Source organism: Bradyrhizobium sp. SZCCHNR1015 (genome assembly GCF_032489875.1).
Lineage (GTDB): Bacteria > Pseudomonadota > Alphaproteobacteria > Rhizobiales > Xanthobacteraceae > Bradyrhizobium.
The window spans coordinates 458,185-478,530 of sequence record NZ_JAUEYW010000002.1 but is presented as its reverse complement, the minus strand read 5'-3'; the positions used below and the strand labels follow the sequence as shown (position 1 = coordinate 478,530).

20 protein-coding genes are annotated in these 20,346 nt (G+C 67.0%); 9 read left to right on the top strand and 11 right to left on the bottom strand.

Annotated elements, in window-relative coordinates:
• Window positions 1-63: 63 nt before the first annotated feature.
• The 8 genes from QX128_RS05900 to QX128_RS05865 form a co-directional block, all read right to left on the bottom strand.
• Window positions 64-1,380, bottom strand: coding sequence for a trypsin-like serine protease (locus QX128_RS05900; RefSeq protein ID WP_315802056.1), 1,317 nt, complete (start codon window positions 1,378-1,380; stop codon window positions 64-66).
• A gap of 147 nt (window positions 1,381-1,527) precedes the next feature.
• Window positions 1,528-2,235 carry a phosphate regulon transcriptional regulator PhoB gene (gene phoB / locus QX128_RS05895; RefSeq protein WP_315754964.1) on the bottom strand — a complete coding sequence of 236 codons (708 nt, stop codon included), beginning with the start codon at window positions 2,233-2,235 and terminating at the stop codon, window positions 1,528-1,530.
• Window positions 2,236-2,251: 16 nt separating this feature from the next.
• On the bottom strand, window positions 2,252-2,968 hold the full coding sequence (gene phoU / locus QX128_RS05890; RefSeq protein ID WP_315713504.1) for a phosphate signaling complex protein PhoU: 717 nt from the start codon (window positions 2,966-2,968) through the stop codon (window positions 2,252-2,254).
• A 30-nt stretch (window positions 2,969-2,998) separates the two neighbouring features.
• On the bottom strand, window positions 2,999-3,823 hold the full coding sequence (gene pstB / locus QX128_RS05885; RefSeq protein ID WP_315802055.1) for a phosphate ABC transporter ATP-binding protein PstB: 825 nt from the start codon (window positions 3,821-3,823) through the stop codon (window positions 2,999-3,001).
• Entirely contained in the window at window positions 3,820-4,701 is an 882-nt protein-coding gene (gene pstA / locus QX128_RS05880) for a phosphate ABC transporter permease PstA (RefSeq protein ID WP_315802054.1), read from the bottom strand. The genes pstB and pstA overlap by 4 nt, the downstream gene beginning before the upstream one ends.
• 3 nt (window positions 4,702-4,704) lie before the next feature.
• Window positions 4,705-5,703 (bottom strand): phosphate ABC transporter permease subunit PstC, encoded by a 999-nt coding sequence (pstC, locus tag QX128_RS05875; RefSeq protein WP_315802053.1) that lies wholly within the window; start codon window positions 5,701-5,703, stop codon window positions 4,705-4,707.
• 97 nt (window positions 5,704-5,800) lie between these two features.
• Window positions 5,801-6,811 (bottom strand): phosphate ABC transporter substrate-binding protein PstS, encoded by a 1,011-nt coding sequence (gene pstS, locus QX128_RS05870; protein ID WP_315802052.1) that lies wholly within the window; start codon window positions 6,809-6,811, stop codon window positions 5,801-5,803.
• Between the two features lie 1,035 nt (window positions 6,812-7,846).
• Window positions 7,847-8,776, bottom strand: a complete 930-nt coding sequence (locus tag QX128_RS05865; RefSeq protein ID WP_316217771.1) for a LysR family transcriptional regulator — start codon at window positions 8,774-8,776, stop codon at window positions 7,847-7,849.
• A 117-nt stretch (window positions 8,777-8,893) separates the two neighbouring features.
• Here QX128_RS05865 and QX128_RS05860 point away from each other — a divergent pair, with 117 nt between their 5' ends.
• From QX128_RS05860 to QX128_RS05820, 9 genes are all read left to right on the top strand, one after another.
• On the top strand, window positions 8,894-9,220 hold the full coding sequence (locus tag QX128_RS05860; RefSeq protein ID WP_316181634.1) for a Dabb family protein: 327 nt from the start codon (window positions 8,894-8,896) through the stop codon (window positions 9,218-9,220).
• Between the two features lie 89 nt (window positions 9,221-9,309).
• A complete protein-coding gene (locus QX128_RS05855) occupies window positions 9,310-10,209 on the top strand; it encodes an NAD(P)-dependent oxidoreductase (RefSeq protein WP_316236914.1) in 900 nt (299 codons plus the stop codon).
• 13 nt (window positions 10,210-10,222) lie between these two features.
• On the top strand, window positions 10,223-11,107 hold the full coding sequence (locus tag QX128_RS05850) for an intradiol ring-cleavage dioxygenase (RefSeq protein ID WP_316236913.1): 885 nt from the start codon (window positions 10,223-10,225) through the stop codon (window positions 11,105-11,107).
• Between the two features lie 64 nt (window positions 11,108-11,171).
• Window positions 11,172-12,566 (top strand): FAD-linked oxidase C-terminal domain-containing protein, encoded by a 1,395-nt coding sequence (locus tag QX128_RS05845; protein ID WP_316236912.1) that lies wholly within the window; start codon window positions 11,172-11,174, stop codon window positions 12,564-12,566.
• Window positions 12,563-14,086 (top strand): sugar ABC transporter ATP-binding protein, encoded by a 1,524-nt coding sequence (locus tag QX128_RS05840; RefSeq protein WP_316236911.1) that lies wholly within the window; start codon window positions 12,563-12,565, stop codon window positions 14,084-14,086. Before QX128_RS05845 ends, QX128_RS05840 begins: the two co-directional genes overlap by 4 nt.
• Window positions 14,079-15,029: an ABC transporter permease gene (locus tag QX128_RS05835; protein WP_316236910.1), complete on the top strand. Its 951-nt coding sequence runs from the start codon at window positions 14,079-14,081 to the stop codon at window positions 15,027-15,029. Before QX128_RS05840 ends, QX128_RS05835 begins: the two co-directional genes overlap by 8 nt.
• Complete coding sequence (locus tag QX128_RS05830; protein WP_316236909.1) at window positions 15,026-16,003, top strand: ABC transporter permease; 978 nt, start codon at window positions 15,026-15,028, stop codon at window positions 16,001-16,003. Before QX128_RS05835 ends, QX128_RS05830 begins: the two co-directional genes overlap by 4 nt.
• Before the next feature lie 38 nt (window positions 16,004-16,041).
• Window positions 16,042-17,016: a sugar ABC transporter substrate-binding protein gene (locus tag QX128_RS05825; RefSeq protein ID WP_316236908.1), complete on the top strand. Its 975-nt coding sequence runs from the start codon at window positions 16,042-16,044 to the stop codon at window positions 17,014-17,016.
• A gap of 66 nt (window positions 17,017-17,082) precedes the next feature.
• Complete coding sequence (locus QX128_RS05820; RefSeq protein WP_316236907.1) at window positions 17,083-17,370, top strand: YciI family protein; 288 nt, start codon at window positions 17,083-17,085, stop codon at window positions 17,368-17,370.
• Here the strand turns inward: QX128_RS05820 and QX128_RS05815 are convergent, their stop codons facing one another.
• The 3 genes from QX128_RS05815 to QX128_RS05805 form a co-directional block, all read right to left on the bottom strand.
• Window positions 17,371-18,264 (bottom strand): NAD(P)-dependent oxidoreductase, encoded by an 894-nt coding sequence (locus QX128_RS05815; RefSeq protein ID WP_316236906.1) that lies wholly within the window; start codon window positions 18,262-18,264, stop codon window positions 17,371-17,373. It lies immediately after the preceding gene.
• Window positions 18,261-18,665 carry a carboxymuconolactone decarboxylase family protein gene (locus QX128_RS05810; protein ID WP_316236905.1) on the bottom strand — a complete coding sequence of 135 codons (405 nt, stop codon included), beginning with the start codon at window positions 18,663-18,665 and terminating at the stop codon, window positions 18,261-18,263. Before QX128_RS05810 ends, QX128_RS05815 begins: the two co-directional genes overlap by 4 nt.
• Window positions 18,666-18,790: 125 nt before the next feature.
• Window positions 18,791-20,251 (bottom strand): aldehyde dehydrogenase family protein, encoded by a 1,461-nt coding sequence (locus QX128_RS05805; RefSeq protein ID WP_316236904.1) that lies wholly within the window; start codon window positions 20,249-20,251, stop codon window positions 18,791-18,793.
• Window positions 20,252-20,346: the final 95 nt, after the last annotated feature.

Sequence of the window (20,346 nt, the reverse complement as noted above, 5' to 3'; positions counted from 1 at the left end):
ACCCGCTATCCAGTCGCGCACAGATCGTGACCAGCGGCGGGACCTCTCTCGTCCCCTCCCCCTTCACCGCGCAGAGGCACTCTGCGCCGCAATCTCGCGCCGCACGACCGCCTCGAACTGGCTGGCGGGCGCGGCGAACATCAGCCGGGTCTCCTCGTGGAACGCCGAGAAGATGCCGACAACGGTCGGCTGCCCGCCGACCTCGGCCAGGATCGGCGAGCCCGAATAGCCGAAATTGGCGAGGCAATGCACCGTCAGCAGCCGGGCATCGCTGGTCATGCCGGCGCTGCAATTGCGCTGGCCGGTCGGCGAATAGCGCCGCTCCTGGCCGTAGCCGATCTCGGAAATGGCGCCAGCCTTGGTCGCAGCCTGCAGTTCCTCCCGCGTCAGCGCCTTGACCGCGACCGGCTTCGAGGGCAGCGCATCCTTCAGCACGATCAGCGCCCAATCGGCGGGCGAGCGGTCGAGCGACCATCTGTCGTGCCGGGTCGGGACGAAGTCCGGCGCCACGATCAGCTTGTCGGCGACCGACGATGCCGCCGGCGTGCCCCTGTTCATGCCGGCCAGGAAGCGGACATTGCCGGGGCTGACCTGCGCGACGCCGTTGAACACGCAATGCGCGGCGGTGAGCACGACGCGCGGCGCGACCAGCGTGCCGGTGCACCAGCCGCCGGTCGAGTATTGCGCGACGGTGACGACGCCGATCGACGACGCCGGCCACGAGGTGGGATCGACGACCTCGCCGATGTGGCGGTCGAGCCCGAGCAGTTGCTCCGGACGCGGAGCGGCGACGCCCGCCTCCGCCGATTCCGGCTTCGGCCGCCAGGCCGCAATGGCGCTCTGGGCCTGGACGCGCTGCGGCTCGGTCAGCTTGACCCTCTGCACGTCGCGGCCGGCCGATCGCACGCCGCTGCGACCCGCCATCACCAGCCAGGCGTAGCCCTGCACGACGTCCTGCTTCACGCCGCGACCGTCGAGCAGCATCAGGCCCAGCATGTATTGCGACTGGGCGAAGCCCTGCGCTGCCGCGCGGCTGAACCAGCGGCCGGCTTCGCCATAATTGCTCGCGACACCTTCGCCGTTGACATAGGCGATGCCGAGATAATGCTGGGCGACGGCGAGGCCCTGATCGGCGGCCTTGCGATACCACGCCAGCGCCTCGGCGGGGTTGCGCGGTTGGCCCCAGCCGAAGGCCTCCATGAAGCCGACGTCGAACTGCGCCCGCGCATCGCCCTTGGCGGCCAGCGGCAGCAGGCGGCGCATCGCCGCGGCGTGCTGTCCGTTTCCCGCCGCGGCGACCGCGTCTTCGAGCTCGGCGGCCGCGGCGCCCGCCGCGCTGCCGAGCAGCACGGCTAGAGATATGATGATGGTCTTGATCAAGGGCGTCCGCTGGGACCGAAACATCGTGACGGGCCACGAAGCAGACACGATCAAGACGGCGGCGGCGTGGCGGAAAGCGGACCGCGATCTCCTCAATCGGGCCCCCTCGCGCCTCACACCTGCTTCATCCTCACGCCCGATCGCCCCTTACACCTGCTCGCTCTTGGCGAAGCGATCATCGAGCGCATAGCCGGCGCCGCGCACGGTGCGGATCGGGTCCTGCTCGCGGCCCGGATTGAGCAGCTTGCGCAGGCGGCCGATATGGACGTCGACCGTGCGCTCGTCGATATAGATGTCGCGGCCCCAGACGCTGTCGAGCAGCTGCTCGCGGCTGAACACGCGGCCGGGATGCTCCAGGAAAAACTCGAGCAGGCGGTATTCGGTCGGGCCGAGATCGATCGGCCGTCCCGAGCGCGCCACGCGGCGCTTCTCGCGGTCGAGCTCGATGTCGCCATAGGACAGCACGGTCGCCAGCCGCTCCGGGCTCGCCCGCCGCAGCAGGCCCTTCACGCGCGCCAGCAGCTCCGGCACCGAGAACGGCTTGACGATGTAGTCGTCGGCGCCGGTCGCGAGGCCGCGCACGCGCTCGCTCTCCTCGCCGCGCGCGGTGAGCATGATGATCGGCAATTGCCGGGTCTCGGACCGCGCCCGCAGGCGGCGGCACAGCTCGATGCCGGACAGGCCCGGCAGCATCCAGTCGAGCACGACGAGATCGGGAACGCGCTCCTTCAGCCGTGTGTCGGCCTCGTCTCCGCGCGCCACCGTCTCGACCTCGTAGCCTTCGGCCTCGAGGTTGTAGCGCAGGAGCGTCGTCAGCGCCTCCTCGTCCTCCACCACCAGAATTCGGGCGCCCATGTCAGAACCGTCTCTCTCAGTTGCCGGGGATCGTCGATGCGAAGCTCGTCATGTCGCCCTTCGGGCGCTTGTCCATGATCTGCTGGCCTTCGATCATATAGAAGACGGTCTCCGCGATGTTGGTCGCGTGATCGCCGATGCGCTCGATGTTCTTGGCGCAGAACATCAGATGGATGCAGAACGAGATGTTGCGCGGATCCTCCATCATGTAGGTCAGGAGTTCGCGGAACAGCGAGGTGCAGATGGCGTCGACCTCCTCGTCGCCCTTCCACACCGTCATCGCCGCCGGCAGGTCGTGCGCGGCATAGGCGTCCAGCACCGTCTTGACCTGCGACTGCACCAGGTCGGTCATGTGCTCGAGCCCGCGGATCAGCTTGAGCGGATGGAAGTCGCTCTCCAGCGCCGCGACGCGCTTGCCGATGTTCTTGGCGAGATCGCCGATGCGCTCCAGATCGGTGGCGACCCGCATCGCACCGACGATCTCGCGCAGGTCGACCGCCATCGGCTGTCGCCGGGCGATGGTAAGAACGGCGCGCTCCTCGATGATGCGCTGCAGCTTGTCGACCTCGGCGTCGGTGGCGACCACCTTCTGGCCGAGTGCGATGTCGCGCCGCACCAGCGCATCGACGGAATCGACGATCAGACGCTCGGCGAGGCCGCCCATTTCCGACACCAGCCGGGTGAGATCCTGCAGATCGCTGTCGAACGCCTTGGCGGTATGTTCACTGGCCATGATGATCTCCTGAAGTCAATGTCGTCGGCGTCAGCCGAACCGGCCGGTGATGTAATCCTGGGTCCGCCGATCGCTCGGCGAGGTGAAGATCTTGCTGGTGTCGTCGAACTCGATCAGCTCGCCGAGATACATGAAGGCGGTCTTGTCGGAGACGCGCGCCGCCTGCTGCATGTTATGCGTCACGATGGCGATCGTATAGTTTTCGGCGAGCTCCTGGATCAGCTCCTCGACCTTGGCGGTCGAGATCGGATCGAGCGCCGAGCACGGCTCGTCGAACAGGATCACCTCCGGCCGGACCGCCACGGTGCGCGCAATGCACAGCCGCTGCTGCTGGCCGCCTGACAGCGACAGGCCCGAAGCGTTGAGCTTGTCCTTGACCTCGTTCCACAACGCGCCGCCGCGCAGTGCCTTCTCGACCCGGTCGTCCATCTCCGACTTGGAGATCTTCTCATAAAGCCGGATGCCGAAGGCGATGTTCTCGTAGATCGTCATCGGGAACGGCGTCGGCTTCTGGAACACCATGCCGACACGGGCACGCAGCAGGTTGAGGTCGAGCTTGGGATCGAGGATGTTGGTGTTGTCCAGCATGAGCTGGCCCACGGCGCGCTGGCCCGGGTAGAGATCGTACATCCGGTTGAAGATGCGCAGCAGCGTCGACTTGCCGCAGCCGGATGGACCGATGAACGCGGTGACGCGGTTGGTCCCCAGCGACAGGTTGATGTTCTTCAGCGCGTGGTGATCGCCGTAATAGAAGTTCAGGTTGCGCGCGGTCACCTTGGCGGGGGCTTCCGGCAAAACCTTGCCGTTCAGCGCGGCGGGATTGGGCTGGCTGACGGATACGGACAGGTCGGTCATTTTGCGTTCCTCTCGGCGCCGAGAATGCGTGCACTGACATTCAGGGCGAGCACGGCCAGAGTGATCAGAAGGGCTCCGCTCCAGGCCAGCTGCTTCCAATAGGCATAGGGGCTCTGGACGAAGTTGTTGATGGTGACGGGCAGGTTGGCCATCGTCTTGGAGAGGTTGAGGCTCCAGAACTGGTTCGACAGCGCAGTGAACAGCAAGGGCGCGGTCTCGCCGGCGACGCGGGCGGTGGCCAGCAGCACGCCGGTGATCAGGCCCGAGCGCGCCGCGCGATAGGCGATGCGCCGGATCACCAGCGATCGCGGCAGGCCGAGCGCCGAGGCCGCCTCACGCAGCGGGTTGGGCACCAGCAGCAGCATGTCCTCGGTGGTGCGCAGCACCACGGGGATGACAATGACCGCCAGCGCCAGCGAGCCTGCGAGCGCCGAGAAGCCGCCCATCGGCACCACGACAGCGCCATAGATGAACAGGCCGATGATGATCGAGGGCGCCGACAGCAGGATGTCGTTGATGAAGCGGATCACCGAGGTCAGGCGGTCGTTGCGGCCGTACTCGGCCAGATAGGTGCCGGCGAACAGGCCGAGCGGCGCGCCGATGCCGACGCCGATGACCGTCATGATCAGAGAGCCGACGATGGCATTGCGCAGTCCGCCTTCGCTCGAGCCCGGCGGCGGGGTGTCGGCGGAAAACACTTGCAGGCTGAGGCCGGCGAGGCCGTTATAGAACAGCGTGAACAGGATCAGCGCCAGCCAGGTGACGCCGAACAGCGCGGCGGCGACGCAGAGGCCGCGGATCACGATGTCCCTGCGGCGTCGGCGCGCATAGATCGGATTGACCGGCGTATCGGCGGTGAGCGAATCTGCGCTGGACATGGCTTATTTTCCCGCCTTTGCTTGGAGCCGCATGAGCATCAGGCGCGCGCTCGCCAGCACGAAGAAGGTGAGCACGAAGAGCAGCAGGCCGAGTAGGATCAGGCTCGACTGGTGCAGGCCGTCGCTCTCCTGGAACTCAGAGGCAATGGCGGCCGAGATCGTGGTGCCCGGCGCGAAGATCGACGATGAGATCCGGAACGAGTTGCCGATGATGAAGGTCACCGCCATCGTTTCGCCGAGCGCACGACCCAGCGCCAGCATGACGCCGCCGATGACGCCGACACGGGTGTAGGGAATGACGACGCTGCGCACGACCTCCCAGGTGGTGCAGCCGACCCCGTAGGCCGCTTCCTTCAGCACCGGCGGGACGGTCTTGAACACGTCGACCGAGATCGAGGTGATGAAGGGCAGCACCATGATCGCCAGGATCAGCGAGGCGTTGAACAGACTGAGATAGGACGGCGGACCGGCGAAGATGTCCTGCAGCACCGGGATGCCGGAGCAGAGATTGATCATGAACGGCTGGAACGTGTAGGCCAGGAACGGGCCCAGAACGAAGAAGCCCCACATGCCGTAGATGATCGAGGGAATGCCGGCGAGCAGCTCGATCGCAATGCCGATCGGACGGCGCAGCCATTGCGGGCACAGCTCGGTGAGGAAGATCGCAATGCCGAGACCCACCGGAATCGCGATCAGCATCGCGATGAAGGACGTGACCAGGGTGCCGTAGATCGGGCCGAGCGCCCCGAGCACCGGCGGATCGGCCGACGGCGCCCAGCGCCGCGTCCACAGGAATTCGAAGCCGTAGGCCTTCATCGCCGGCCAGGCGCCGATGATGAGAGAGATGATGATGCCGCCGAGGATCAACAGGACCGAGATCGCGGCGAGCCGGGTGATCCAGTAAAAGGTGACGTCGCCAAGCTTGAAGGCACTGAGCGCGCGCGCCCGGTCGTAGGGCCCGGCAGCAGCCGCGATGTCGCCGACTTCGGTCTGAACCGCCATCTCTGCCAATTCCGCCCCCTGTTCCTTGGACACGCCTCAACCCCGGTAGCACCCCTCCCCCGGCGGCCGGGAGAGGGGAATTTTCGATACGTCCAGCTCAGCTCTTGATGTCGGCAGACCAGGTCTTCTCGATCAGCTTCACGACGCTGTCGGGCATCGGGATGTAGTCGAGCTCCTCGGCCATCTTGCCACCCTTCTCGAACGACCACTTGAAGAACTTGATCGCCTCGGCGGACGCGGCCTTGTCGGTCGGCTCCTTGTGCATCAGGATGAAGGTCGCGGCCGTCATCGGCCAGGACTTGTCGCCGGGCTGGTTGGCGAGGATCACGTAGTAGCCGGGGGCCTTGGTCCAATCGGCATTCGCGGCGGCGGCCTGGAAGGCCTCGACGGTCGGCTGCACGGTCTTGCCGGCCTTGTTCACCATGGCCGTGTAGGTCAGCTTGTTCTGCTTGGCATAGGCGTACTCGACATAGCCGATCGAGTTCTTGGTCTGGCCGATGTTGCCGGACACGCCTTCGTTGCCCTTGGCGCCGACGCCGACCGGCCACTCGACCGCGGTGTTGAAGCCGATCTTGCTCTTCCAGTCGGCGCTCGCCTCGGAGAGATAATAGGTGAAGTTGAAGGTCGTGCCCGAACCGTCGGAGCGGCGGACGACAGCGATCGCGTCGGACGGCAGCTTGACGCTGGGGTTGAGCTTCTTGATCGCGGCGTCATCCCACTTGGTGATCTTGCCGAGATAGATGTTGGCGAGCGTCTCGCCGTCCAGCACCATCTCGCCCGGCTTCACGCCCTCGAGGTTGACGACCGGCACGATGCCGCCCATCACCATCGGCCACTGCACCAGGCCGTCCTTCTCGAGCTGCTCGGCCTTGAGCGGAGCGTCGGTGGCGCCAAAGGTCACGGTCTTGGCCTGGATCTGCTTGATGCCGCCGCCGGAGCCGATCGACTGGTAGTTCAGACCGTTGCCGGTCTCCTTCTTGTAGGCGTCGGCCCACTTGGAATAGATCGGGAACGGGAACGTCGCGCCCGCACCGGTGATGTCGGCGGCGAACGCCGACGTCGATGCGGCGACCAAGCCGGCAGCGACGATAGCTTTGACGAAATTCATAGCTGGTCTCCATGCTCGGGAAGCGAAGCGCCATCTGCGCCCGATTGCGCTTCCCCGGCCGCTTTACGGGGCCTCAGTGTGGCTTTTATAAAGGTTCGATGACAGTCGGATGACAGTCACAAGCCGTTGATAATTCTTGATATTTAGAATTTGACCCGAGTTTTTACGGAGCGCGGGCGGGGTTTCATGCGGGCCTCCGCCCCTCGCCGTTTGCGAGCACTGCTCAACGAGATTGGAGGACCCGGCGATGCCGCGCGCAACCTCATCGACCCCATGCGGCCGCTGCGCCCGACGTGGAAGTTGCCACAAGGGGCCGCCAAATCATCGGTGTCGTTCCAGGCAAGGTCGGCGACGGGAAGCGGTGACGGCCGCCGACCCGGGACCCACTCCGCAGCGGTTGTGGCCTGGCGGCCGGTCCATCATCGTGCCTCGAACTCCTCCCTGGGGTTATGGATCCCGGATCTGCGCGCGCTTTGCGCGCTTGTCCGGGACGACAGCGGAAAGGTTGGTTGGCCGCTCCGCCGCCTCATGACACGCGTCATCGCGCCCCACGGCACACCGTGCCCGAGGTGATGCATCGATCATATCGCCCTGAAACGAGAGGGCGCGAGGAAGGCCGGACCTCGGCTGAGGCCCGTGGCCCGCCTGCTCAAAAGAATGCAGGCGGCAGGTACCACAGGTACAGCCGGACAGACCCGGCCTTCCCCGCGCGATGGCTTTACGGTGTCCTTCGTGCTCTCCCTGGGGATCGGCTTTCTTGCCCCCATCGCCCGCGCGTGCCGTCAGGCAACCACCGCAGACTTGACCTCAGCGTCGAGAGGCCAGGACCACACGACTTCGCCGTCCGTGCCAACCGCGCTCGTCTGGCGCAGCCGTCACGTCCATCGCAGCCCACCTCAACGTATCGTGACGACGCGTACGTCCCTCTGCTCGAGGCGGGTTGCACGCAAGAGAACATGATTTCAGAAAAATAGCAAGCTATTTATTTTTTTCGGAACACACCCTCCCCCCCCCCCCGGCACGCGGGGCATCGGCTCAATCCGGCTTCGGCGGCTCGATCCAGATCCCAGGGTCGGAATGGGTCCGGATGTGGTCGACGAGGAAATCGGCGAACACCCTGATCTTGGCCGGCAGCCTGACGCGGTTCTGGTAGGCAATGTTCATCGTCAGGAGCGGCAGCTCCCAGTCGAGCAGGACCGGCACCAGCCGGCCGGCCAGAATGTCGCCCTGCACGATGTAGAGCGGCTGAATCAGGATGCCGAGCCCGGCCAGCGCCGCGCCCCTGATCACCTGGCCGTCATTGCTGTCGAGCGTCGGCGCGATCCGGATGCTCTGGGCCGTCGTTCCGTTGCGCAGGGACAGGGAATAGGGATCGTTGGCAAGGTTGTAGATCAGCATGTCGTGGCGCACGAGATCGGCGGGAACGACGGGGCGGCCGCGGCTGGCGAGATAGGACGGCGCCGCCGCCAGCACACGCCGCATCTGCCCGATGCGGCGGACGACGATGCCCGAGTCCGGCTCATGCTCGCGGGTGCGGATCGCGACGTCGATGCCCGCCTCGATGAAATCCGGATAGCGGTTGGCGGCGATGATCTGCAGGTTCAGCTTCGGATACATCGCGCGGAACGCCGGCAGCATCGGCGCGAGATAGATCGTCGCGAACGACAGCGAGCTGGTGACGCGCAGCATGCCCTGCGGCGACAGCGCGCGGTCGCTGACGGCGTCCTCGGCCTCGGCCAGCTCGTTGAGCAGCGTGCCACAGCGCTGCAGCAGCTCCTGCCCGGCTTCGGTCAGCCAGAGACGGCGGGTGTTGCGCTCGATCAGGCGCACCGCGAGCCGCTCCTCCAGCGCGCTGAGATGCCGGCTCGCCGCTGCGTTGGACATCCGCAAGGACTCGGCGGCCTTGGACAGGCTGCCCAGCTCCGCCGTCCTGGAAAACACTTCGAGCTGGAGCAGACGGTCCATTGTTGCGCCGAATTGTTACGCTGAGCGGAAAACAGAGTTACAATTTTTGGGCTTTATTTCCATTTCCTGCAAGGCAAAATCGCCCGACAAGAACAAGGCACAGGTGAGGACGCACGAATGACGGGGCCGATCAGGCACATCGTGATGTGGCGGCTACGCGCCGAGACGGCCGCCGACCGCGCCGCAGCCCGGCTCAAGGTCAAGACCCTGTTCGAGGGCCTCAAGGGCCGGATCGACGGCCTCACCCACATCGAGGTTGGTCTCGATGTCAGCGACGTCGACTACGCCTGCGACGTCGTCCTGTTCTCCGAATTCGCCAGCAGTGCCGCGCTGCACGCCTATGCCTCGCACCCCGAGCACCTGCGCGTGCGCGAGGAGCTCGGCGACATCAGGATCGGCCGCTTCCAGGTCGACTATCCCATCGCCGCGGCGACCGGCGCGTGACCGGGGCGTTCATCTTCGACGGCCTGCCCGGCCGCCCCCTGCCCGGCTCCAGACCACATGGCAGATCAAGCCAATGACGGACGGCATCGATGCCCCTTCCTGACCAACGCCTCGCCTTCATCGGCATCGGCAAGATCGGCCTGCCGATCGCGGCGCGGCTCGCCAAGGCCGGCTATGACGTCACGGCGTTCGATCCCAACGCCGAGCGGCTCTGCGAGGCGCGCGCGCTCGGCATCGTCGCTGCAACATCCGCGACGGAGGCGGCGCGTGACCATGCGGTGGTCATCGCGTCCCTGCCCGACGACACCGCGCTGCGCGCGGCGATGCTCGGCGACGGCGGAGTGATCGCGGCCTTGGCACCGGGCGCGATCCTGATCGAGACCAGTACCGTGGGCGTCGACGCCTCGAGCGCAGTCGCCGCGGCCGCCGGCGCGCGCGATGTCGCTTATCTGCGCACGCCGATCTCCGGCAATGCCAGCATCGCCCACACCGGCGAGCTGACCTGCTTCGTGTCGGGACCGCAGGAGGCCTTCGCGCGGATCACGCCGCTGCTGCAGGCTTTCACGCGTGCGCAGACTTATCTCGGCGCCGCCGAAGAGGCGCGCTATGCCAAGCTCGCCGTCAACCTGATGATCGCGACGACGGCGGCGATGATGGCCGAGAGCCTGGCGCTGGCGCGCAAGGGCGGCATCGCCTGGCCGGACATCCTGCAGGTGCTGCACGACAGCGCGGTCGCCTCGCCGATGGTGAAGTACAAGACCGCGCCGCTGCTGGCGCGCGACTTTGCCGCGACGTTCTCCTGCGCGCAGATGGCCAAGGATCTCGATCTCATTCTCGGCGCCGGTCACGCCGTCGGCGTGCCGCTGCAGCTCGCGGCGCAGGTCCGCGAGACCTATGCCGCGCTGATCGCGCAGGGCGAGGCCACGACCGATTTCCTCGCCACCGTCCGTCATGTCGAACGGCTGTCCGGGCTCGGCGAGCCCGTCTGAAAGGAGCCGCCTCGTGCGCAACTTCAACGAGACCACGATCACGGATGCCGTGCTCGACCGCCTGGCGGGCGCGAGCGATGCGCGCATCAAGCAGGTCAGCGAGGCGCTGGTGCGCCATCTCCATGCCTTCGTGCGCGAGGTCCGTCCGACCCAGCAGGAATGGGAGTTCGGCATCGACTTCCTCACCCGCACCGGGCAGATGTGCGACGACAAGCGCCAGGAATTCATCCTGCTGTCTGACACGCTCGGCGTCTCCATGCTGGTCGACGCCATCAATCATCCCGTGCCTGAAGGCGCCACCGAGACCACCGTGCTCGGCCCGTTCTTCGTCCAGGCCGCGCCGGAGCGCGCCAATGGCGACGACATCGCGGGGCCGATGAAGGGCGATCCGCTGCTCGTCACCGGCTCGGTGTCGCGCACCGACGGCCGGCCGCTCGCTGGCGCCGTGGTCGACGTCTGGCACTCCGACGATGACGGCTATTACGACGTGCAGCGGCTCGAGCAGATCGGCGATCTCGCCATGCGCGCGCGCTTTCGCACCGATGCCGGCGGCCGCTTCCATTTCTGGTCGATCAAGCCCGCCGCCTATCCGATCCCCGATGACGGGCCGGTCGGCGACATGCTGGCGGCGCAGGGACGGCATCCGTGGCGGCCGGCGCATGTGCATTTCATGATCTCGGCGCCGGGCTTCGAGCGGCTGGTGACCCATGTGTTCGTCGCCGGCGACCAGTATCTCGATTCCGACGTCGTGTTCGGCGTCAAGGACAGCCTGATCCGCGACTTCACGCGCTGCCCGCCGGGCCGTGCGCCAGATGGCCGCATGGTGGCGGAGGGATATTTCCATCTCAACTACGACTTCGGCCTGAAACGGCTTGCGGAGCGCGCCAATCGGGCTTGAGCTGAGCGGACGACAAGGACCGTCAAGAGTCCTGTCGTCGTCGAGGAAGCGGACGGGAGGAACGATGGAGTTGCGGGTCGGCACCGGCGCATTGGCCGAGCGGCTTTCGTGCCTGATCGGACCACGCGCGAGCGTCGCGCGCGGCGTGCTGGATCAGCACGGCCGCAGCGAGTCGTATTATCCCGCGATGCCGCCCGACATCGTCGTATTCCCGGAGACGACGCAGGAGGTCAGCGCCATCGTCGGGCTGTGCGCCGAGGCCGGCATGCCGATCGTGCCGTTCGGCGCCGGCACCTCGCTCGAAGGCAATGCCGCGGCGGCCGCGGGTGGCGTCTGTTTCGACTTCGCCCGCATGAACAAGGTGCTGGCCGTGCATGAGGCCGACATGGACGTCGTGGTGCAGCCCGGCATCACCCGCAAGCAGCTCAATGCGGAGCTGCGCACGACCGGCCTGTTCTTTCCGATCGATCCCGGCGCCGACGCCTCGATCGGCGGCATGAGCTCGACCCGCGCCTCCGGCACCATGGCGGTGCGCTACGGCACCATGAAGGACAACGTCCTCGCATTGGAGGTGGTGCTGGCCGACGGCCGGGTGATCCGCACCGCGAAGCGCGCGCGCAAATCCGCCGCCGGCTACGACCTGACCCGGCTGTTCGTCGGATCGGAGGGGACGCTCGGCGTGATCACCGAGATCACGCTGAAGCTGCATCCCGTGCCGCAGGCGATCTCGGCCGCGACCTGCAGCTTCCCGACCCTGCACGACGCGGTCGATACCGCGATCGCCCTGATCCAGTCGGCGGTCCCCGCCGCCCGCATCGAGCTCGTCGACGACGTCATGATGCGCGGCATCAACGCCTATTCCAAGCTCGGCTATCGGGAAGCGCCAACCTTGTTCCTCGAGTTCCACGGCTCCGAGGCGGCCGTCGCCGAGCAGGCGCAGACGGCGGAGGCGATCGCGACCGAGCATGGCGGCCGCGGCTTCGCCTGGGCCAAGGCGGCCGAGGACCGCAGCCGGCTGTGGCACGCGCGCGACAACACGCTGTACGCCGGCCTGGGCCTGCGGCCCGGTGCGCGCGCCGTCATCACCGATGTCTGCGTGCCGATCTCGCACCTCGCCGAATGCCTGACCGAAACGCGCCGGGACGCCGATGCCAGCGGCTTCCTCGCGCCGATCGTCGGCCATGTCGGCGACGGCAATTTCCACATGCTGATCCTGGTCGATCCCAGCGATGACAGCGAGCTCGCCGGCGCCAAGGCGCTGCAGGCGCGCATGGTGGCGCGCGCGATCGCGATGGACGGCACCTGCACCGGCGAGCACGGCATCGGCCTCGGCAAGATCGACTATCTCGAGGACGAGCTCGGCGGGGCCGTCGCCGTGATGCGCGCCATCAAGGCCGCGCTCGATCCCGCCGGCCTGATGAATCCGGGCAAGATCTTCGCCGGCGGAGCACCGTCATGAGCGCGGCGGCCGCCATCGCAGCTCCATCGCCCGCGCCGCTGCTGGAGCTGCGCGGCATCAGCAAGTCGTTTCCGGGCGTCAAGGCGCTGGACGACGTGTCGTTCGCGATCTACCCGGGCGAAGTCCACATGCTGCTCGGCGAGAACGGCGCCGGCAAATCCAGCCTGATGAAGGTGCTGTGCGGCGCCTACAGCGCCGATGCCGGCGAGATCATCTCCAAGGGCGCGAAGGTCGAGATATCATCGACGGCCGACGCGCAGAAGCTCGGCATCGCCGTCATCTTCCAGGAATTCTCGCTGGTGCCGTTCCTCGACATCGCGCAGAACATCTTTCTCGGCCGCGAGCCGAAGGGCCGCATCCCCGGCACCATCGACCGCCGCAAAATCCTGGCCGATGCCAAGCGCGTGCTCGAGGGCATCGGCTTCGACATCGATCCCTCCGTCATCGTCGACACGCTCGGCGTCGCGCAGCAGCAGATGGTGGAGATTGCCAAGGCGATCAGCCAGAATGCGCGGATCCTGGTGATGGACGAGCCGACCGCGGCGCTGTCCGACCGCGAGGCGGAGCTGCTGTTCGCGCTGATCAGGCGGCTGAAGGCCGACGGCGTCGCCATCGTCTACATCTCGCACCGCATGGCCGAGGTGTTCGCGCTCGGCGACCGCATCACCGTGCTGCGTGACGGCCGCCGCATCGACGATCTCAGGCCCGCCGACGTCACCCCCGACCAGCTCGTGCGCATGATGGTCGGGCGCAATATCGACATGAGCTATCCGCGCCATTTCGCGGAAACGCCCGGCGAGCTCGTGCTGGAGGTCAAGGGACTGAGCGCGCCGAGCGGGATTGCCAACATCAACATCGAGGTGCGGCGGGGCGAGATCGTCGGCCTGTGCGGTCTCGTTGGCTCCGGCCGCACCGAGGTGGCGCGCGCGATCTTCGGCGCCGATCCGGTCAGCGAAGGCGAGATCATCTTCGACGGCAAGCCGATCGCGGGCGAGCCCGACATCGCCGCGCGCCGCGGCATCGCGCTGATCCCCGAGAGCCGCAAGAGCGAGGGCCTGGCGCTGCTGCGCTCCGTCGGCGACAACCTCGTGGTGTCGGCGCTGAAGAAGCTGTTTCCGAGCGGGCTGTACGATCCCCGCGGCGCTCAGCGCACGGCCGACGGGCTGATCCGGCAGTTGCGGATCGCAACGCCCACGGCGCGGCAGACGGTCGGCCTGCTCTCAGGCGGCAACCAGCAGAAGGTCGTGATCGGCAAGTGGCTGGCGGCCGGCGCCAGGCTGTTCATCTTCGACGAGCCGACCCGCGGCATCGACGTCGGCGCCAAGTCGGAGATCTTCGCGCTGATCGACCGTCTGGTCGCCGACGGCGCGGCCGCGCTGATGATCTCGTCCGAGCAGATCGAGATCTGCCACGTCTGCGACCGGGCCTATGTGATGCGCGAAGGCCGCATCGCCGGGCATTTGTCACGGGGCGAGCTGACCGAGGAGAATATCGTGCGACTGGGGATGCATGATGACTGACACCGCCATCGTCTCGCCGATCCGAACCTTGCAGCGCATTCCGGGCGTGGCGATCGTGCTGGTGCTGCTGATCGCGCTGTTCGGCGCGATCGCGCCCGGCTTCCTGTCGGCCGCAAACCTCTCCAACGTGCTGGTGCAGTCGACGATCCTGACCATGCTCGCGCTGCCGATGACCCTGATCATCATGACCGAAGGGCTCGACCTGTCGATGGGCGCGGTGCTGACGCTGACCTCGCTCTGCGTCGCCATCGTCTCGCTCGCGACCAAGTCGGTGCTGCTCGGCCTCGGCGCCGCGGTGCTGGCCGGCGCCGCGTTCGGCACCGTCAATGGCTGGCTGGTCGCGGTCGTCGGGATTCCGCCGTTCGTGGCGACGCTCGCCACGCTCGGCATGGCACAGGGCCTGTCGCTGATCGTGAGCGACGGCCAGAGCGTGGTCGGCATTCCCCACGGCGTCCGCGACATCTATGCGGCGACGCTGCTCGGCATCCCCGTGCCGATCGTGATGGGGCTTGCCACCTACGCCGTGTTTCACGGCCTGCTGTATCATACCAGGTTCGGCACCTACATCTTCGCGCTCGGCGGCAACCGCGAGGCGCTGCGCTATGCCGGCCTGTCGCCGACACGGCTCCTGATCGCGGTCTATGCGATCGGCGGCACGATGGCGGGCATCGCCGGACTGCTGATGACCGCGCGGATGAATTCGGGACATCCGACCGCGGGGCTCGGGATGGAGTTCGACGCCATCGCGGCGGTCGCGGTCGGCGGCACCTCGTTCGAGCGCGGCAATGGCTGGCTGCTCGGCACCGTGCTCGGCGTCATTGCCGTCGGCGTGCTGCGCAACGGGCTCAACCTGGTGTCCCTGCCCTCCTCGGTGCAGGTCGCCAGCGTCGGCGCGCTGGTCATCGTCGCGATGTTCCTCGACGGCCTGCGGAGCCGATCATGACCGACATCGCCAAGGACACGCTGCCGCCGCCGCGCTCGCTCCTGTCGCAGAACGCAGCGCAGGTGTTCTATCGCATGCTCGCCGCGCTGTTGATCTGCGCGGCGCTGACCGTGCTGAGCGACTCCTTCCTCAGCCTCGGCAACATCCTCAACGTGCTGAGGCAGGCGAGCCTGACCTTCTTCATCGCCTCCGGCCTCACCCTGGTGGTGCTGACCGCCGGCCTCGATCTGTCGGTCGGCGCCAACGTCGCGCTGTCGGCGTGTCTCGCCGGCACCGTGATCCATCAGACCGGCTCGCCCGTGCTCGGAATCCTGACCGGGCTGCTCGCGGGCGGCAGCGTCGGCTTCCTCAATGGCTTCATGGTCACGGCGCTGCGCATCCCCTCCTTCATCGCCACCTACGGCATGCTCTGGGTGCTGAACGGCGTCACCTACTGGTACATGGCGGGCGAGACCATCCACGGCTTTCCCGCGGGCTTCCGCCAGATCGGCAGCGGCTATCTGCTCGGGCTGCCGATCCCGGTCTATCTGCTGCTGGTGTTCCTCGCGATCGGATCGTTCTTCGCGCAACGCACAATCTGGGGCCAGGAGATCTACGCCATCGGCGCCAATCCGGTCGCGGCGCGGCTGTCCGGCATTCCGGTCGCGCGCCGGCTGCTGCTGGTCTACACGGTGTCCGGCACCATGGCCGGGCTCGCCTCCATCATCTTCCTGTCGCGGCTCAACTCGGCCGAGGCCGACATCGGCGAGAGCCTGACCTTGCCGGCGATCGCCGCGGTGCTGATCGGCGGCACGTCGCTGTTCGGCGGCGTCGGCACCGTGTTCGGCACCTTCATCGGCGCCTTGATCCTGACGCTGGTGCTGAACGGCATGAACCTGCTCGCGATCAGCGCCAACTGGCAGCCGCTCGTCACCGGAATCATCGTGATCATAGCCGTCTGGCTCGACATGAAGACAAGGCGCCCGACGCAATGAATCTCTAAGACAACCAAAAAACGAGGGAAGGAAACGACATGCAACATCGGATCACGCGCTGTCTCGCTCTGTCACTGCTGATCGCCGCAGGCGCGACGCAGGCCCGCGCCGACGGCGAGACCATCGCCGTCTTCACCAAGAACCAGACCAATCCGTTCTTCCAGACGGTGCGGGTCGGCGCCGACAACATGGCGAAGGTGCTCAACGCCAAGGTCCTGCACTACATCCCGACCAAGCCGGACTCGATCCCCGAGCAGCTCAGCCAGATCGAGGACGTCGTGGTGAAGAAGCCGAGCGCGATCGTGTTCACGCCGGTCGACTACAAGGCGATGGTGCCCGGCGTCGAGAAGATCAACGACGCCAAGATCCCCGTCGTCAATATCACCGACCGCTCCGCCGGCGGCAAGTTCATAGCCTTCGTCGGCGCCGACGACTACAGCCTCGGCCTCGAGACCGGCCGGTTCCTGCTCAAGACGCTCGGCGGCAAGGGCAACATCGTCATCATCGAGGGCGTCAAGGGCTCGCTGACCAATGTCGACCGCGTGCGCGGCTTCAACGACGCGCTCAAGGAGAACCCCGGCGCCAAGCTGCTGGCGTCGCAGCCCGGCAACTATCAGCGCCTGCAGGCGCTGCAGGTGATGGAGAACCTGATGCAATCCAACCCGCAGATCGACGGCGTGCTCGCCGCCAACGACGCGATGGCGGTCGGCGCGATCGAGGCGCTGGACGGCGCCAACCGCAAGGCGCAGGTGATCGGCATCAACGGCACCAAGGAGGCGATCGACGCGATCAAGTCCGGCAAGCTGCTCGCCAGCGGCGACTACAACGGCTTCGCCCAGGGCTGCCTCGGCACCATGATGGCCGTCCGCGCATTGCGCGGCCAGCCGGTGATCAACGAGATCGTGCTGAAGCCGACGGTCATCACCAAGGACAATTACCAGCCGTTCGACGTGGCGCTGGAACAGCGGACCTGCCCGAGCTTCGAGGATGCCGGCAAGCTCGGCGCGAAATAGGATCAGCCATCAGTCCGGAAGCAGGACGGCACGCCGCCGTCCTGCTTCGACTTGCGGAGAGAACTCATGCTGTTTGCGATTCATGCCCTCGACAAGCGCGACGCGCTGCCGGTCCGGCTTGCCAACTACGACGCGCACAAGGCCTATCTCGGCGACAGTGCCCGCCTTCCGGTCACCATCGTGATGTCCGGTCCGCTGGTTTCCGACGACGGATCGAAAATGATCGGAAGCCTGTTCCTGGTCGAGGCTGCCGGCCGCGCCGAGGTCGAAGCCTTCAATCGCGCCGACCCGTTCGCCGCGGCCGGGATCTGGGAGAAGGTGACGATCACCGGCTTCCTGCGGCGCCAGGGGTAGTCAGCCCTTCAGCTCGACGCCGGCCAGCGCCTCGCTCAGCTTCGCCAGCGCCGTGTGGTCCTGGCCCGGTCCGAGCATCCCCTGCGCGCTGGCGCTCAGCTCGCGGCAGAGATTGGAGAACGGCGCGGCGACGCCGGCGGCGCGCGCGACCTCCAGCGCGATCGACAGGTCCTTCACCATCAGGTCGAGCCCGAAGCCGCTGTTGAACTGGCGCGACAGCACGAACTGCCTGAACTTCTTCTGCGTCGAGTTGTTCATGCCGGTCGAGGCGTTGAGCACGTCGGTCATCAGGCCGGGATCGATGCCGAATTGCTGGCCGATCAGCAGCGCCTCGATGCCGATCAAGAAGCCGCCGGCGGAGACGAGGTTGTTGAGCGCCTTCATCGCCTGGCCCGAGCCGAGGCCGCCGATACGGTGGATCGTCGTGCCCATGGCGCGCAGCAGCGGCTCGACGCGATCGAGCGCGGCGGCATCGCCGCCAGCCATGATCGCGAGCTCGCCGGTCACCGCGCGCGGCACGCCGCCGCTGACGGGCGCATCCAGCATGGTCACGCCGAGTGGAGCGAGATCGGCCGCAATCGCCTGCGTGGCCGCCGGCGCGCCGGAGCTCATGTCGATCAGGATGTGATCCTGCTTCAGGCCCGCGCGCAAAGCCGCGACCGCGTCCGCGACATGTTTGCTGGTCGGCAGCATCGTGATGATGACCCCGGCCTGCGCTGCCGCCGCGCCGAGATCCGCCGCCAAGGTGCCGCCGACCTGGCGCACGAAATCTTCGGCGCGACCGGGCACGGCGTCATTGACGACAACCGCGAAGCCGGCGCCGAGCAGGCGCGCGGCCATCGGCCAGCCCATGTTGCCGATGCCGACGAACAGGACCTTTTGCGGCGCGCTCATGCGCCGTCCTTCTTGGCGATGGCGCCTTCGGCGAGGAGCACCTCATGGGCCGCCTTGAACGCCTCGAGGCCCGCGGGAATGCCGCAATAGACGGTCGCGTGCAGCAGGATCTCCTTGATCTCGTCGACCGTGACGCCGTTGGTGAGCGCGCCCTTGACGTGCAGCTTCAATTCGCTCGGCTTGCTGAGCGCGGTCAGCATCGCGAGATTGATGATGCTGCGGGTGCGGCGATCGAGCCCGGGCCGGGTCCAGGCATAGCCCCAGCACATTTCGGTGGTGATGTGCTGGAACGCCATCATGAAGTCGTCGGCCTTGGCGAGGCTGCCATCGACATAGGCCGCGCCGAGCACCTCGCGGCGCACCTTCAGGCCCTTCTCGAACAATTCCTTTTCGTCGCTCATCCGCTCGTCTCCCTTGTAACACCTGACGTCATTAGCGCTTCGCCGCGCGGACTGACAACAACGCCGCACGGCGTGCGTCGTCGCGTCCGTGCGGCGGAATTGACCGGAGCCCCGGCTCCACTGATCTAGCCGTGCTTGACGATCAGGGTCTTCATCGCGGCGAGCTCGTACAGCGCCTCGAAGCCCTTCTCGCGGCCGTGGCCCGACTTCTTCATGCCGCCGAACGGCAGCTCGATGCCGCCGCCGGCGCCGTAGCCGTTGACGAACATCTGGCCGACCTTGACCTTGCGCGCGACGCGCATCGCCCGCGAGCCGTCGCCCGACCAGACTCCGGCGACCAGGCCGAAATCGGTGGCGTTGGCGAGCCTGACGGCGTCGGCCTCGTCGTCGAACGGCATCGCCGCCAGCACCGGACCGAACACCTCCTCGCGCGCCAGCTCGGAGTCGCGCGCGACGTGCTGATACAGTGCCGGTGCGACGTAGAAGCCCTCGCCGGGCACGCCTTCGGCGATCCTGCCTGTCGCCACGCGCCTGGCCCCGCCGCTTTCGGCGCGCGCCAGCATGTTCTCGATCCGCGTCTTCTGGACCGCGCTGATGACCGGGCCGAGATCGAGGTCCATCTCCGGCGTACCGGCCGTGATCTTCTCGAAGCGCAAGGTGAGGTCGGCGAGGAAGCGGTCCCAGATCGAGCGCTCCACCAGCACGCGCGAGCCGGCCGAGCAGGTCTGGCCGGCGTTCTGCACGATCGCCGCGGCCACCGAAGTCAATGCCGCATCGAGATCGGCGTCGGCGAACACGATCTGCGGCGACTTGCCGCCGAGCTCGAGCGTGCAGCCGATGTGGTTCCTCGCGGCCGCCGTCTGCACCAGCGTGCCGACCTCGGGGCTGCCGGTAAAGGAGATGAAGTCGATGCCGTCATGCGCCGACAGCGCCGCACCCGCCTCCTCACCGAGACCCGGCACGACGTTGATCGCACCGGCGGGGAAGCCGGCTTCCGCCGCGAGCTCGGCAAGACGCAGCGGCACCAGGCAGGCCTCCTCGGCCGGTTTGATCACGGTCGCGTTGCCCATCGCCAATGCCGGCGCGACGGTGCGGCCGAACATCTGCCCCGGATAATTCCATGGAATGATATGGCCGGTGACGCCGAGCGGCTCGTAGACGGTCGTGACGAAGAAGCCGTCCAGGAAAGGAATGGTGTCGCCATGCACCTTGTCGGCGGCGCCGCCGTAATATTCGAAATAGCGCGCGACGGCGACGACGTCAGCCCTGGCCTGCTTCATCGGCTTGCCGGTATCGGCCGCTTCGAGCTTCGCGAGCTCCTCGGCATGATCCTCGACGAGGCGGCCAAGCTTCGACAGCAGGCGCCCGCGCTCCACTGCGGCGAGCCGGCCCCACGGCCCTTCGAGCGCACGGCGCGCCGCCGCTACGGCAAGATCGATGTCCGCTGCGTCACCGGCGGCAATCGAGGCGATCACCTGGCCGGTCGCCGGCGCCAGCATCGCGATGGTGCGGCCCGACTGCGCGGGCTGCCACTTGTTGTCGATGAAGACGCCCTTGGCGGCAGGCAGTTTGACATTGGCGTTCATGGCAGCTCTCCGACTTCCTTTGCAGCTCGTCCGCGGGTCATCTCAGACCTTTGCACGGCGCATCCCCTCGAGCTGCGCGACACCGAGGCAAAGAA

What these genes read in the sequence shown, in the direction of transcription:
- phoB (WP_315754964.1), bottom strand. Translation starts at nt 2,235, where the DNA reads ATGGGCGCCCGAATTCTGGTGGTGGAGGACGAGGAGGCGCTGACGACG.
- phoU (WP_315713504.1), bottom strand. Translation starts at nt 2,968, where the DNA reads ATGGCCAGTGAACATACCGCCAAGGCGTTCGACAGCGATCTGCAGGAT.
- pstB (WP_315802055.1), bottom strand. Translation starts at nt 3,823, where the DNA reads ATGACCGACCTGTCCGTATCCGTCAGCCAGCCCAATCCCGCCGCGCTG.
- pstA (WP_315802054.1), bottom strand. Translation starts at nt 4,701, where the DNA reads ATGTCCAGCGCAGATTCGCTCACCGCCGATACGCCGGTCAATCCGATC.
- pstC (WP_315802053.1), bottom strand. Translation starts at nt 5,703, where the DNA reads ATGGCGGTTCAGACCGAAGTCGGCGACATCGCGGCTGCTGCCGGGCCC.
- pstS (WP_315802052.1), bottom strand. Translation starts at nt 6,811, where the DNA reads ATGAATTTCGTCAAAGCTATCGTCGCTGCCGGCTTGGTCGCCGCATCG.
- QX128_RS05865 (WP_316217771.1), bottom strand. Translation starts at nt 8,776, where the DNA reads ATGGACCGTCTGCTCCAGCTCGAAGTGTTTTCCAGGACGGCGGAGCTG.
- QX128_RS05860 (WP_316181634.1), top strand. Translation starts at nt 8,894, where the DNA reads ATGACGGGGCCGATCAGGCACATCGTGATGTGGCGGCTACGCGCCGAG.
- QX128_RS05855 (WP_316236914.1), top strand. Translation starts at nt 9,310, where the DNA reads ATGCCCCTTCCTGACCAACGCCTCGCCTTCATCGGCATCGGCAAGATC.
- QX128_RS05845 (WP_316236912.1), top strand. Translation starts at nt 11,172, where the DNA reads ATGGAGTTGCGGGTCGGCACCGGCGCATTGGCCGAGCGGCTTTCGTGC.
- QX128_RS05840 (WP_316236911.1), top strand. Translation starts at nt 12,563, where the DNA reads ATGAGCGCGGCGGCCGCCATCGCAGCTCCATCGCCCGCGCCGCTGCTG.
- QX128_RS05835 (WP_316236910.1), top strand. Translation starts at nt 14,079, where the DNA reads ATGACTGACACCGCCATCGTCTCGCCGATCCGAACCTTGCAGCGCATT.
- QX128_RS05830 (WP_316236909.1), top strand. Translation starts at nt 15,026, where the DNA reads ATGACCGACATCGCCAAGGACACGCTGCCGCCGCCGCGCTCGCTCCTG.
- QX128_RS05825 (WP_316236908.1), top strand. Translation starts at nt 16,042, where the DNA reads ATGCAACATCGGATCACGCGCTGTCTCGCTCTGTCACTGCTGATCGCC.
- QX128_RS05820 (WP_316236907.1), top strand. Translation starts at nt 17,083, where the DNA reads ATGCTGTTTGCGATTCATGCCCTCGACAAGCGCGACGCGCTGCCGGTC.
- QX128_RS05815 (WP_316236906.1), bottom strand. Translation starts at nt 18,264, where the DNA reads ATGAGCGCGCCGCAAAAGGTCCTGTTCGTCGGCATCGGCAACATGGGC.
- QX128_RS05810 (WP_316236905.1), bottom strand. Translation starts at nt 18,665, where the DNA reads ATGAGCGACGAAAAGGAATTGTTCGAGAAGGGCCTGAAGGTGCGCCGC.
- QX128_RS05805 (WP_316236904.1), bottom strand. Translation starts at nt 20,251, where the DNA reads ATGAACGCCAATGTCAAACTGCCTGCCGCCAAGGGCGTCTTCATCGAC.